At 45.4% G+C, this 13,064-nt stretch carries 11 protein-coding genes and 1 riboswitch; of the genes, 7 read left to right on the top strand and 4 right to left on the bottom strand.

The window, feature by feature from the left end:
- Window positions 1–24 precede the first annotated feature (24 nt).
- Window positions 25–300 (bottom strand): ubiquinone biosynthesis accessory factor UbiK, encoded by a 276-nt coding sequence (gene ubiK / locus Xvie_RS04860; RefSeq protein WP_086108226.1) that lies wholly within the window; start codon window positions 298–300, stop codon window positions 25–27.
- A 156-nt stretch (window positions 301–456) separates the two neighbouring features.
- A riboswitch (FMN riboswitch) is annotated at window positions 457–672 on the top strand.
- A 118-nt stretch (window positions 673–790) separates the two neighbouring features.
- Between ubiK and ribB the strand changes: the two genes are divergently transcribed.
- Window positions 791–1,444 carry a 3,4-dihydroxy-2-butanone-4-phosphate synthase gene (gene ribB / locus Xvie_RS04865; RefSeq protein WP_086108227.1) on the top strand — a complete coding sequence of 218 codons (654 nt, stop codon included), beginning with the start codon at window positions 791–793 and terminating at the stop codon, window positions 1,442–1,444.
- A 486-nt stretch (window positions 1,445–1,930) separates the two neighbouring features.
- Entirely contained in the window at window positions 1,931–2,707 is a 777-nt protein-coding gene (ygiD, locus tag Xvie_RS04870; protein ID WP_086108228.1) for a 4,5-DOPA-extradiol-dioxygenase, read from the top strand.
- Window positions 2,708–2,712: 5 nt separating this feature from the next.
- Here ygiD and Xvie_RS04875 read toward each other — a convergent pair whose 3' ends face one another.
- The 3 genes from Xvie_RS04875 to tolC all read right to left on the bottom strand — a co-directional run bounded on the left by Xvie_RS04875 (window position 2,713) and on the right by tolC (window position 6,146).
- Window positions 2,713–3,873, bottom strand: coding sequence for a glutathionylspermidine synthase family protein (locus tag Xvie_RS04875; protein ID WP_086108229.1), 1,161 nt, complete (start codon window positions 3,871–3,873; stop codon window positions 2,713–2,715).
- Window positions 3,874–3,879: 6 nt separating this feature from the next.
- Window positions 3,880–4,581, bottom strand: a complete 702-nt coding sequence (locus tag Xvie_RS04880) for a DUF1190 family protein (RefSeq protein ID WP_086108230.1) — start codon at window positions 4,579–4,581, stop codon at window positions 3,880–3,882.
- 200 nt (window positions 4,582–4,781) lie between these two features.
- Complete coding sequence (gene tolC, locus Xvie_RS04885) at window positions 4,782–6,146, bottom strand: outer membrane channel protein TolC (RefSeq protein ID WP_086108231.1); 1,365 nt, start codon at window positions 6,144–6,146, stop codon at window positions 4,782–4,784.
- 219 nt (window positions 6,147–6,365) lie between these two features.
- On the opposite strand from tolC, the gene nudF reads away from it, so the two are divergent.
- The 5 genes from nudF (at window position 6,366) to parC (ending at window position 12,890) form a co-directional block, all read left to right on the top strand.
- Window positions 6,366–6,998 carry an ADP-ribose diphosphatase gene (gene nudF, locus Xvie_RS04890; protein WP_086108232.1) on the top strand — a complete coding sequence of 211 codons (633 nt, stop codon included), beginning with the start codon at window positions 6,366–6,368 and terminating at the stop codon, window positions 6,996–6,998.
- A gap of 97 nt (window positions 6,999–7,095) precedes the next feature.
- Window positions 7,096–7,950: a 3',5'-cyclic-AMP phosphodiesterase gene (gene cpdA / locus Xvie_RS04895; protein WP_086108233.1), complete on the top strand. Its 855-nt coding sequence runs from the start codon at window positions 7,096–7,098 to the stop codon at window positions 7,948–7,950.
- Window positions 7,950–8,558 carry an esterase YqiA gene (yqiA, locus tag Xvie_RS04900; RefSeq protein WP_086108234.1) on the top strand — a complete coding sequence of 203 codons (609 nt, stop codon included), beginning with the start codon at window positions 7,950–7,952 and terminating at the stop codon, window positions 8,556–8,558. The genes cpdA and yqiA overlap by 1 nt, the downstream gene beginning before the upstream one ends.
- A 73-nt stretch (window positions 8,559–8,631) precedes the next feature.
- A complete protein-coding gene (gene parE, locus Xvie_RS04905; protein ID WP_086108235.1) occupies window positions 8,632–10,527 on the top strand; it encodes a DNA topoisomerase IV subunit B in 1,896 nt (631 codons plus the stop codon).
- Between the two features lie 110 nt (window positions 10,528–10,637).
- A complete protein-coding gene (parC, locus tag Xvie_RS04910) occupies window positions 10,638–12,890 on the top strand; it encodes a DNA topoisomerase IV subunit A (protein WP_086108236.1) in 2,253 nt (750 codons plus the stop codon).
- Window positions 12,891–13,064 lie beyond the last annotated feature (174 nt).

Below are 13,064 nucleotides of genomic sequence, written 5' to 3' on the forward strand. Positions count from 1 at the left end.
GGGATAGCTATTCTCCTCACACCATTATTCAGCCTGCTGAGTTTTTTTGTCTGATCCTTCCAGGCGGGCTTCCAATTCATTTAAGCGTTGTTCCATTGCGATCAATTTCTCGCGGGTGCGCAGCAAAACTTGCGTCTGAACATCAAATTCTTCGCGGTTGACAAGATCCAACTTGCTCAATTGAGATTGCAGAACAGTACGCAATTTTTTTTCTACATCATCACCAAACTCTTTGACACTTTTCGGCATGGCGTTGTGGAGTTGGCGGGCAATTTGTTCAATTTTCTTTGGATCAAGCATGATTATCATCCTTTTATATAACGTAACTGTATTTTATAGCGTAACGATGTTGGCAGTATTTTAATACCTCATGGCGAAAGCATAAATGATTGCGAGCCAGGTTTCATATTTGATTTTGTTGATTGCCCCTGCTGGTTATTAGCGCTATAGTGCAACTGTTTATCTCAGGGCAGGGTGAAAGTCCCTACCGGCGGTAACATGAAATGTTGAATGATCATTTTATGAAGCCCGCGAGCGCTTTGTTTGTCACTATCCTTTTTTTATTGCTTTTTTAGATTATCTAAAGTGAAGCAATAAGGATTAAAACAGAGGTCAGCAGATCCAGTGTGATTCTGGAGCCGACGGTGATAGTCCGGATGGGAGAGAATAACAGCATCAATCGAGTGCTTGCGCTCGTCTGTTGTTTTTGTTGCCGTATTTTTGTGCAACATGAACTCCTCAAAATTGCCCTGATTCTGGTAATCCATATACTTAAAGAGGTTTCTTTACCATGAATCAGACGCTACTTTCCTCATATGGGACACCATTTGAACGTGTTGAACGTGCGCTTGCAGCTTTGCGTGCGGGTCAGGGCGTGATGGTACTGGATGACGAAAATCGTGAGAATGAAGGTGACATGATTTTCGCCGCTGAAACAATGACTGTAGAGCAAATGGCATTGACTATCCGCCATGGCAGCGGAATTGTTTGCCTTTGCCTGACCGAAGAGCGCCGTCAGCAGCTAAAACTGCCAATGATGGTGGAAAGCAACTCTAGCCAGTTTCAAACCGCTTTCACCGTTACGATTGAGGCTGCGCAGGGAGTGACAACTGGAGTATCTGCGGCTGATCGTATTACAACGATCCGGGCTGCTATTACAGATTATGCACAACCAAATGATTTGAATCGACCTGGGCATGTTTTTCCCCTGCGTGCGCAATCGGGAGGGGTTTTAACTCGCCGTGGTCACACCGAAGCGACTATTGATTTAGTCAAAATGGCGGGTTTCAAGCCAGCAGGAGTGTTGTGTGAGTTGACGAATGATGATGGTTCAATGTCTCGTGCTCCTGAAGTGATTGAATTCGCAAAACAGCATGATATGCCGGTAGTCACCATTGAAGATTTAGTGGATTACCGCTTAAAAATAGCAAAGGAAGCGAGCTAATAGATTATTTCATTAGTTTGTTTTATGTTTTAAATTGAAATAATCCCTAAATGATATTGTTTATACCCAATGGATTTCAAGATGCATCGCGGCGGCAAGGGAGCGAATCCCCGGGAGCATAGATAACTATGTGACCGGGGTGAGTGAGTGCAGCCAACAAAGAGGCAACTTGAAAGACGAAGAGTATATTACAATTAGGGCAGAAAACAGATCAGGATAGAATATATCGGTTATACTCAACAGATTTCTAGTTTCAGTGCCGCAGCACATTATCGCAGTACAGTGGCTTGAAAGATGGGGAGACATGCGCATGTATTTTGAGAGGCTACAGCCCACACCCTGTAGCCTTTCAGTATTTCTGACACACTCCATCATTTTTGATTGACACTATTCAAGGAAGAAGGGTCTTAATCTTGTCATAATTTTTTTATCATAGTTCAACAATACATGATTCGAAATGTTTAATTTGCTGTATAAGGGGCGAAAATGAGTCTCCTGAGAATGCCTGCTCTATTCATTGGTCATGGTAGCCCAATGAATGCCATTGAAGATAACTGTTACTCACGCGCTTGGTTTGAACTGGGGGAAAAATTACCCAGACCAAGGGCAATTCTTGTGATTTCCGCGCATTGGTATACGAATGGCACAATTGTGACAGCGATGGCACAGCCCAGAACTATCCACGATTTTGGTAACTTTCCCCGAGAGTTGCATGAAAAACAATACCCAGCTAAAGGTTTTCCTGAACTGGCTGTATTAGTACAGGACATCCTTGAACCGATTGAGGTCGAGGTTGATTTTGAAAAATGGGGATTGGATCATGGATCTTGGGGAATACTGGCAAAAATGTACCCAGATGCAGATATTCCCGTTGTTCAGCTAAGTATGGATCGCAATCAACCTGCTTCTTTTTATTATGAAATAGGCAAAAAATTAGCTTTTCTGCGGGATGAAGGTGTTTTAATCATGGGGAGTGGCAATGTTGTACATAACCTGCCAGCCGAAGAACTGGGTGCTGAACCTTTTCCTTGGGCACTTTCTTTTGAGCAGTTTGTGCGTGAAAGCTTAACCAGCCTGGAAGAGCCTCATCCTCTGTGTCATGCTTTGGACAGGGAAGACGGTTTATTGTCTAATCCGACGCCGGAGCACTTCTTACCGTTGCTGTATATAATGGGAACATGGAATAAGAAAGAGCCGATTTCAACACCAGTTGAAGGAATTGAAGACGGCTCCTTGAGTATGTTATCTATTCAGATTGGCTAATTGAATTAATCCAAAATAATATGCGGGTAGAAACGTGACAAATCCTGAGTAATCAACTCACGGTCTTCACGGATACAGATACCCGCAGACTGATCGTCTACCAACCAACTACCGACCAGCACATAGCTATCATCAAATTTCGGCAATGCGTGGAACTGCTGAACAATCATGCCTTCTTCCCCATAAGGGCCATCGGCACTGGCAACTTCACGACCATTTTCAATGATGCGGATATTAGCACCTTCACGGGAGAACAGTGGCTTAATGACATAGCTATTCATGTCCGAAGGGCGCTCATCCGCAAAATAAGCCGGCAGAAGGTTAGGATGATTTGGGAACATTTTCCACAACATTGGCAGCAGCGCCTTGTTGGAGATAATGCTTTTCCATGATGGCTCCAGCCAACGGACGCCGGCATCAGCCAGCTTGGTGGAGAACATCTCACGTAGCATAAATTCCCACGGATACAGTTTAAACAGATTGCTGATAACTTGATCCTGCAAATCAGTAAACTGCCCTTTCTCACCCAGCCCGATATCCTCAATAAATAGGAATTCTGTTGGAATACCCGCTTCTGCGGCACAATCCTGTAAGTATTGAATTGTGCCACGATCTTCTTCAGTATCCTGACAGCAGGCCATGTGCAGCAGGCCAAATCCATGTTTTTCGCGTAATTGAGCAAATCGTTCAATCAGCTTTTCTTGCAAGCTATTGAACTGATCTGCATTTGACGGCAGATTGCCGGCATTGATCTGGTCTTCCAACCATATCCACTGAAAGAAAGCAGATTCGTACAGGGACGTTGGGGTATCGGCGTTGTTTTCCAGCAACTTAGGCGGATTTTTTCCATCATAGGCCAAATCTAAGCGGGAGTAGAGCGAAGGCTGACTGGTTACCCATGAAGAGCGCACAAACTCCCAACAATGTTTTGGGATCTGGAATTTTGTCAGCAGCTCTTCGCTGTCGACTACTTTTTCCACGACCTGCAAACACATTTGGTGCAGTTCTACCGTTGCATCTTCAATTTCTTCAATTTGGTTTAGAGTGAACTGGTAATAGGCTTCTTCACTCCAATAAGGCTGGTCGTACATGGTATGAAAATTAAAGCCATACTCTGCTGCCTTTTCGCGCCAATCCGGGCGCTCGGTAATACCAATGCGTTTCATCGTTAATTAACCACCCATTGATCGGGAAGAGTGGGAACTTGAGCTGGCAGACGAACGCTGCATGGCAGATTGTTTCGCCACAGACTCACCGAACCCGCCGCGGGTAATCGTAGTTGTGGTTGCGGGTTTTGGTGCCATTGCCGTTTTTGGCACTGTCATGCTGCGGCCGCCAGCGGTAGCTGGGCCATAGCTTTTGCCTGTTGCATCAACAAACTTGCCATTAGCTGGGCTGGAGGCCGATTTTGATGTAAACAGCGGTTGCGATGGTGCAGAGCTGCCGCCCATTAAGCGTCCCATCATATAACCTGCCATCAAAGGCATCCAGAAACTGCCGCTGCTATTTTGCGCCTGAGCCTGAGGTTGGCCGACTCCTGCCTGCGCTGGGGGTTGGGTACATTGTTGTTCACCGAATTCAGCAACGCACGCTTCTCGAGTAGCATATTTCGGTGCGGTTTTTTCCGCTTCTTTCAGGGCGTTGTTGTAGGCAGTCTTGCATTGCTCACTTTTAGAAGGATTCGCCTGGGAGCACTCATCGGCATTGGTATAGAGTGACACCGTTTCATCGTTCTGTTCACAGGCCGATAGTATAAAAACAGCACTGACAGCGAGGGCTACTGGTGCCAGACGATAGCTTCGCCAAGTTTTGCGGAAAGAATCGCGGTTTATCTCTTTTGTCCGTTTCCTGGGTGTTAAAGAAATAATTGTCATAGGGAGCATCCATCTTGAAGGTATCTGGTTAAGATTAAGAGCATATCCCATTTATGGTACCCAATAGGATTGGCTCTCAGGGCTATGCATTAAGGGTTATGCTTAAAAAGCAGCCCACTCAATCGGTGGGCCGCTTTTTTAATAATTAGTATAGCGTTTTTAATATAACGTTTTTCGATCGCGAACGACAGTATATTAATTCAGCGATATAATGGTGTTTTCATCTCTTTAATGATGCTACTGGCAGCAGTTGAAATTTGTTCACCTAACATTTTATTCAATGCTATCAAATCGTTTTCATTCAAAGTGCCACGGGCTTGTTGAATTTGTAGTTGGGAAAGCAGGTAATTATAACGAGCCTTGGACAGATCTTGTTTGGCTTGGTACAGCTTTGTTGTCAAGTCCAGAACATCCACGATAGTACGGGTTCCCACCTGATAACCCGCTTCTGTTGAATCCAATGAACTTTGTGCAGAGAGTACAGCCTGTTTGTTGGCTTCAACACTACTGATGGCCGCAGAAATATTATTGGAGGAAGAATGCACTTCTTGTATCACTTTGCGATAGGTGTTTTCCAGCTCCTGGCTAGTGCTGATGAAATTATATTTTTCTTGTTCTACTTGAGAATAAGTTGCACCACCATTAAATAGTGGAAGTTCTAATTTTAAACTTACGGAATTATCACCTGAGTAATCATTTCCATATTTAGCACCACGACTATGGGAGTTAGTGATACCAGTACTTGCCGCTAAATTAACGGTCGGCATATAGCCAGTTTGGGCATTTTTAATTTTTTCGCGGCTTAAATCTTGTTTTAAGCGAGCTGACAGTAGGTTCAGGTTACGGTTTTCTGCTTCTTTCAGCACATTATTGGCTGGTTCAGGTTGTTTGGTTTTAAACTGGTCAATATTCAATGAGGCTAGTTGTGGATAGTAGACCCCCGTGATCAAGCGCAGTTTCTCCAACGCATTGTCCAGGTTGTTACGGTTGGAAACTTCCTGTGCCAGAATTGAATCGTATTGGGCGCGGGCATTCTGCACGTCGGTAATGGCAACCAAGCCGACATTAAAGCGTTGGGTAGATTGATCCAATTGGCGGTACAGTGAGGCTTTCTGGGCTTCGGTAAATGTTAGGGTATCGATTGTATTAAGAACATCAAAATAAGCTTGAGCGGTGTCCAGAATTAATTTTTGTTGGGCCATCTGGAAACTGATATCTGCAATACCGGCACTTTTCTCAGATTGATTCAGTTGGTTCCATTTCGCCATATCAAAGATAGTTTGAGTCAAGTTTAGGCTTGCACTTGTGCCATGAGATTCTAAATCTCTTTTGTCGCGAAAGGTTTTGCCATAACTGGCGCCAGCACTCAGACTCAACTGAGGCAGTAAACTACCACGCGTTATATTAATGTTTTCAACAACCGAATTGCGGTCAGCTTGTGCCTTAAGCAACTCGGGGTTTGTTTCTTTTGCCTGCTGATAAATCTGTAGCAGATCCGCTGCGTGGCTTGAAGTACTAAAACCTACCAGATTCATAGCGATAAAAAGAGAGAGCAATTTTTTCATTTGCGTTCCTTGTTGTGCAGCTATTTTACTTAAGTTGCCTCTGCATAAAAAACCAATACCACAGATTCTAGCAGAGAATGCCAGCAGGGTAGGGTGGCTGTTTGTGCCATATTGTCTCATTTTTCGACTTATTTGTATCATCAAAAGGAATTTATTTAGATCAATGTAGAAAAATGCATTTTAATAATAGGAAATTTTAAAAAATAATCAGGAGATTTTATGAGTGAAGATCTTGGCTCGCCATGTATTTTTACTAAACAAGATGTTGAAGTTATTTCCCAAAAAACGCTTTATCGCGGTTTTTTCAAAGTGACTGAATATCAATTCAGGCATCGGCTGTTTCGGGGAGGCTGGAGTGAAACAATTAAACGGGAAGTTTTTGAACGCGGTCATGCCAGTGTTTTGCTGCCTTATGACCCGGTGCGCGATGAAGTGGTTTTGATTGAACAAATCCGTATTCCGGCGATTGAAACCAGTCATACGCCGTGGTTGCTGGAGGTAATTGCCGGCATGATTGAGGAGGGAGAAAACGCTGAACAGGTAGTCCGCCGTGAGGCAGTGGAAGAAGCGGGTATTGAGGTTAAGCGTTGTCAGCCTGCGTTGAGTTATCTTTCCAGCCCCGGTGGCACAACAGAACGCATGAATATTTTTGTCGGTGAAGTCGATGCCTCTACCGCGTCAGGGATTCATGGTCTGGAAGGTGAACATGAAGATATTCGCGTTCTGGTTGTCAGCCGTGAACAAGCCTATCAGTGGGTAGAAAGGGGAATTATCGATAATGCTGCTTCGGTTATTGCGATACAGTGGTTGGCATTGCACCATGAAAAGATTAAAAAAGAATGGCTGGAGTAATTTACGTTGGAAAATGGGAAATGTGTTCCAGCCTGCAGATCTTTTGCATAAAGACACGTTAAAATAATTCTTATGATCGATAGTAAAAGGAAACCTTTTGGAAAGCCTGCTTGAAATACCTGTGGCAGAAGGTGCCACAGCCAGAATACTACAAATCACCGATACGCACCTTTTTGCCAATAAAGGCGACTCATTGCTCGGAATCAATACCTATCGCAGTTATCATGCGGTATTGGATATGATTCTGGAGCAAAATCTCGATATTGACTTGATCGTTGCAACAGGTGATTTGGTACAGGATCAGACTATCAATGCCTATCAGCATTTTGCTGAGGGAATTGCCCGTTTACCTGTGCCTTGTGTTTGGTTGCCGGGCAACCACGATTATCAGCCAGCAATGGTTGATACGTTGGCAGCCGCAGGAATTTCACCTTCCAAGCAGATATTCATCGGGCAGCATTGGCAGTTGGTTATGCTGGACAGTCAGGTACAGGGTGTTCCTCATGGAGAATTGACGGATTATCAGCTTGAGTGGATGAAAAAATGCTTGGATGAGAACAGAGATCGCCATACGATTATTATGCTTCATCACCATCCAGTGCCATCTGGATGTACATGGCTGGATCAGCACAGTTTGCGTAATGCCCCCGAATTGTCTGAGTATTTAAAAGGCAGAACACAGGTGAAAGCCATACTGTGCGGGCATATCCATCAAGAAGTTGATGAAATGTGGAATGGTATTCGTGTTATGGCAACACCATCAACTTCTGTGCAATTTAAGCCACATTGTACTAATTTTATGCTTGATACAGTGGCACCGGGATGGCGTTATCTCGAACTGTCTGTGGCTGGCAATTCTGTGACTGGTAATAAAGAAGCGAAACTGCAAACACAGGTTCACAGGCTGAAGAGTAACGAGTTTTGCCCGGATTTAGATTCGGACGGGTATTAATGTCGACGTTACTTTATTTACATGGTTTCAATAGTTCGCCTCAATCAGCAAAAGCGAATGAGCTGAAAATCTGGCTGCACCAGCAGCATCCTGAAATTGACATGCTGGTGCCGCAATTACCTTCTTATCCTGAAGAGGCGGCCATCTTATTGGAAGAACTGGTCATGGAACGCGCCGGTGAAAATATCGGGCTGGTAGGTTCTTCCTTGGGCGGTTATCTGGCTATCTGGCTTTCCCAGTGCTTTGGTTTGCCCGCTGTGGTCGTCAATCCTGCGGTACGTCCATTCGACTTGCTTCAAAATTATCTTGGGGAAAACGTGAATCCCTATACCGAAGAGCGGTATACTCTTGAACAAAGTCACATACATGATCTCAAAGTGATGCACATTGACCCGCTTGAATCGCCTGATCTTATCTGGCTATTGCAGCAAACAGGGGATGAAGTGCTCGATTACCGACAAGCCGTTGCTTACCTGATGCAGTGTCGGCAGACGGTCGAATCCGGTGGGAATCATGCTTTTATTGGCTTCGAATACTATTTCCCTCAAATCATCGACTTCTTGGGGCTGACCAGTGGCAATAGTAAAAAAATTGCCAAAAATAGGTAAGCGACTGGTATTATCAACAGTATATCAATACTGATTGGCCCTCTATTAACGAAGCAACCGACAGAATTACAACATGACTCAATCTAGTTACAACGCAGAGGCCATTGAAGTCCTCAGTGGCCTGGAGCCAGTTCGTCGTCGTCCCGGAATGTATACTGATACAGCCCGCCCGAACCATCTGGCACAGGAAGTGATCGATAACAGTGTGGACGAAGCCCTGGCTGGCCACGCGAAGCATATTGAAGTAATCCTTCACAGCGATCAGTCTCTGGAAGTGATAGATGATGGCCGTGGTATGCCGGTTGATATCCATCCTGAAGAAAAAGTTTCTGCTGTTGAATTGATTCTGACCCGCCTGCATGCGGGGGGAAAATTCTCCAATAAAAATTACCAATTTTCTGGTGGCTTGCATGGGGTTGGGATCTCAGTGGTCAACGCTCTGTCCAAGCGCGTGGAAGTGACTGTTCGTCGTAACAGTCAGGTTCATCAGATCGCCTTTGAGAATGGCGAGAAAGTGCAAGAATTGGAAGTTATCGGCAGTTGTGGCAAACGCAACACCGGAACAAGTGTCCACTTTTGGCCGGATGAAAGCTATTTCGATGTTCCTCGTTTCTCTGCTACTCGTTTGACACATCTGCTGAAAGCCAAAGCGGTACTGTGCCCGGGTGTTGAAATTGTCTTTAAGGACAAGCTGAACGATACTGAGCAGAAATGGTGTTATGCCGACGGGCTGACAGATTATCTGCTGGAAGCCGTCAATGGGTTGGTAACGCTGCCACAAGCACCGTTTGTCGGCACATTCAGCGGGGATACCGAAGCGGTCGACTGGGCTTTGTTATGGCTGCCTGAAGGTGGAGAATTATTGACTGAAAGCTACGTTAACCTGATCCCAACAGTACAGGGGGGAACTCATGTTAACGGTTTGCGTCAAGGATTGCTGGATGCCATACGTGAATTTTGCGAATTCCGCAATATATTGCCGCGTGGAGTAAAACTCTCCGCTGATGATATCTGGGATCGCTGTGCTTATGTGTTGTCCCTCAAAATGCAAGATCCGCAATTTGCCGGCCAAACCAAAGAACGCCTCTCTTCTCGCCAGTCAGCGGCTTTCGTTTCTGGTGTGGTGAAAGATGCATTCAGTCTGTGGTTAAACCAGCACATTCAGGATGCGGAGCAACTCGCTGAAATGGCGATTGCCAGTGCCCAGCGTAGAATGCGTGCGGCGAAAAAAGTCGTACGTAAAAAACTGACTAATGGCCCCGCTTTGCCGGGGAAACTGGCAGATTGTACTGCACAAGATCTCAATATCACTGAACTGTTTTTGGTGGAAGGGGATTCCGCCGGTGGTTCTGCAAAGCAAGCCCGTGATCGTGAATTTCAGGCGATCATGCCTCTGCGCGGAAAAATCCTGAACACATGGGAAGTCTCTTCGGATGAAGTACTGGCTTCGCAGGAAGTTCATGATATCTCCGTGGCGATTGGTATCGATCCGGATAGCGAGGATCTGAGCCAGCTCCGCTACGGTAAAATCTGCATACTGGCGGATGCAGATTCTGATGGATTGCACATTGCAACATTGCTGTGTGCCCTGTTTGTCCGTCACTTCCCGACATTGGTGAAACGTGGGCATGTCTATATGGCAATGCCACCACTGTATCGTATCGACCTCGGCAAAGAAGTGCACTATGCGCTGGATGAAGGGGAAAAAAGCGCCATACTGGATCGCTTGAGCCGCAAGCGTGGCAAACCGAATGTTCAGCGCTTTAAAGGGTTAGGTGAAATGAACCCAATACAGTTGCGTGAGACCACGCTAGATCCGAATACTCGCCGTCTGGTGCAATTGACTATTAACGATGAAAATTATCAAACAACTCTCTCAGTCATGGATATGCTTCTGGCGAAGAAACGGTCAGAAGATCGCCGTAATTGGCTGCAAGAAAAAGGTGATTCCATCGATATTGAAGTTTAGCGCATAACTTTAGTGCATAAATAATGAGTGCATAAAAATTGGTGCACAAATGCAAATAAAGTGAAATATCGCGCACGGGTAGTCAATACAGATTTTGAGGAAATTAATACATGAGTGAGATAACTCACGATGGTGTGGAGCGTCAACCGCTTCACACATTCACTGAAAACGCTTATTTGAATTATTCCATGTACGTCATCATGGATAGGGCGTTGCCTTTTATCGGTGATGGCTTAAAGCCTGTTCAGCGTCGTATTGTTTATGCGATGTCAGAATTGGGATTGAGCAGCAGCGCCAAATTTAAAAAATCTGCCCGTACTGTCGGTGATGTTCTCGGTAAGTACCATCCGCATGGAGATGGGGCTTGTTATGAAGCCATGGTTTTGATGGCACAGCCTTTCTCATATCGTTATCCGTTGGTGGATGGACAAGGAAACTGGGGGGCACCAGATGATCCGAAGTCCTTTGCGGCGATGCGTTATACAGAATCCCGTTTGTCCAAATACGCCGAATTGTTGCTGAGCGAATTGGGGCAAGGAACCGTAGATTGGGTGCCAAACTTTGATGGTACATTGCAGGAGCCTAAAATGCTGCCTGCACGCCTTCCCAATATCTTGCTGAATGGCACCACCGGCATTGCTGTTGGTATGGCGACTGATATCCCTCCACACAATGCCCATGAGGTTGCGAGTGCCCTGATTGCCATGCTGGATAAGCCTGATCTATCGCTTGATGAAGCAATGGAATATGTCAAAGGGCCGGATTATCCAACAGAAGCTGAGATCATCACGCCAAAAGAAGATATCCGCAAGATCTATAAAAATGGCCGTGGTTCGGTGCGGATGCGGGCAATTTGGTCGAAAGAAGAAGGTAACGTAGTTATTACAGCCTTGCCTCACCAAGTATCCGGCGCGAAGATACTGGAGCAAATCGCCAGCCAAATGCGGGCAAAGAAATTACCGATGGTGGATGATCTGCGGGACGAATCTGATCACGAAAATCCAACTCGCTTAGTGATCGTTCCACGTACTAACCGCGTGGATGTCGAACAAGTGATGAACCATCTTTTTGCAACCACTGATCTGGAAAAAAGCTATCGCGTTAACCTCAACATGATCGGTTTGGATAATCGCCCAGTAGTTAAAGGTTTGGTTGAGATCCTCAGTGAATGGTTAGTTTTCCGTCGTGAAACTGTGCGTAATCGTTTGAACCATCGTTTGGAGAAAGTGCTTAAGCGTCTGCATATTCTGGAAGGTTTGTTGGCGGCATATCTGAACATTGATGAAGTCATCCATATTATTCGCAATGAAGATGAGCCAAAACTGGTATTAATGCAGCGCTTTGGATTAACCGAAACGCAGGCAGAAGCTATTCTTGAACTGAAATTGCGCCACTTGGCGAAACTGGAAGAAGTCAAAATCCGTGGTGAGCAAGATGAGTTGGCGAAAGAACGTGACAAACTTCAGGCGATCTTGGGTTCTGAACGTAAGTTAAGTACGTTACTGAAGAAAGAGATTATTGCTGATGCAGCAAGCTATGGTGATGACCGCCGCTCTCCATTGAAAGAGCGTACGGAAGCGAAAGCCATGAGCGATCATGACATCCTGCCATCGGAGCCGATTACCGTTATTATGTCGGAAATGGGCTGGGTACGGAGTGCGAAAGGACACGATATTGAGCCTGCGGGTTTGAATTACAAATCTGGTGACAACTTCCGCAGTGCGGTACGCGGCAAGAGTAACCAGCCTGTGGTCTTTATTGATACCACTGGACGCAGCTACTCCATTGATCCGTTGGATTTACCATCAGCCAGAGGGCAGGGAGAGCCTTTGACCGGTAAACTGGCATTGCCTGCCGGGGCATCGGTTGATCATCTGCTGATGGCAAAAGAAGAACAGAAATTCTTGATGGCATCAGATGCAGGGTATGGTTTTATCTGTTCTTTCAGTGACTTGATTGCTAAAAACCGTGCTGGCAAGGCAATGATTACTTTGCCTGAAAATGCCAAAGTGATGCAGCCATTGGAAATTCATAACGAACAGGATGATATGTTACTGGCGATTACCAAAGCCGGTCGTATGTTGATGTTCCCGGTAGCTGATCTGCCGCAACTTTCGAAAGGAAAAGGCAATAAAATTGTTTCCATTCCTGCTGCACAGGCCATATCAGGCGAAGATATATTGAGTTGGTTGCTGGTATTGCCTCCACAATCTTCAATCACGCTTTACTTTGGCAAGCGCAAATTACTGCTCCGCCCTGAGGATTTGCAGAAATTCAGGGCTGAAAGAGGGCGTAAGGGAACTGCTTTACCTCGTGGTTTGCAGCGTGTTGAACGCGTTGAAGTAGAGATACCGAAACAGTAAGTTGAGGTAAAAACAATATATATCTCATATGGATATTCTCTAATTTAGTTATTGTACAAGTGGTTATGCCCAACGGATTTCAATTTGTAACACAGGCAATCAAGCGGCGAATTGTAGGATGAAAGGCATCAATCATAATTTCAGGCCAGTGTATTACACTGGTCTGCTCAGCAA

The sequence above is a fragment of the Xenorhabdus vietnamensis genome, assembly GCF_002127535.1.
GTDB classification, from domain to species: Bacteria; Pseudomonadota; Gammaproteobacteria; order Enterobacterales; family Enterobacteriaceae; genus Xenorhabdus; species Xenorhabdus vietnamensis.

Excerpts from the sequence above, each read along its gene's own strand:
- ubiK (WP_086108226.1), bottom strand. The coding sequence starts at position 300 with ATGCTTGATCCAAAGAAAATTGAACAAATTGCCCGCCAACTCCACAAC.
- ribB (WP_086108227.1), top strand. The coding sequence starts at position 791 with ATGAATCAGACGCTACTTTCCTCATATGGGACACCATTTGAACGTGTT.
- ygiD (WP_086108228.1), top strand. The coding sequence starts at position 1,931 with ATGAGTCTCCTGAGAATGCCTGCTCTATTCATTGGTCATGGTAGCCCA.
- Xvie_RS04875 (WP_086108229.1), bottom strand. The coding sequence starts at position 3,873 with ATGAAACGCATTGGTATTACCGAGCGCCCGGATTGGCGCGAAAAGGCA.
- Xvie_RS04880 (WP_086108230.1), bottom strand. The coding sequence starts at position 4,581 with ATGACAATTATTTCTTTAACACCCAGGAAACGGACAAAAGAGATAAAC.
- tolC (WP_086108231.1), bottom strand. The coding sequence starts at position 6,146 with ATGAAAAAATTGCTCTCTCTTTTTATCGCTATGAATCTGGTAGGTTTT.
- nudF (WP_086108232.1), top strand. The coding sequence starts at position 6,366 with ATGAGTGAAGATCTTGGCTCGCCATGTATTTTTACTAAACAAGATGTT.
- yqiA (WP_086108234.1), top strand. The coding sequence starts at position 7,950 with ATGTCGACGTTACTTTATTTACATGGTTTCAATAGTTCGCCTCAATCA.
- parE (WP_086108235.1), top strand. The coding sequence starts at position 8,632 with ATGACTCAATCTAGTTACAACGCAGAGGCCATTGAAGTCCTCAGTGGC.
- parC (WP_086108236.1), top strand. The coding sequence starts at position 10,638 with ATGAGTGAGATAACTCACGATGGTGTGGAGCGTCAACCGCTTCACACA.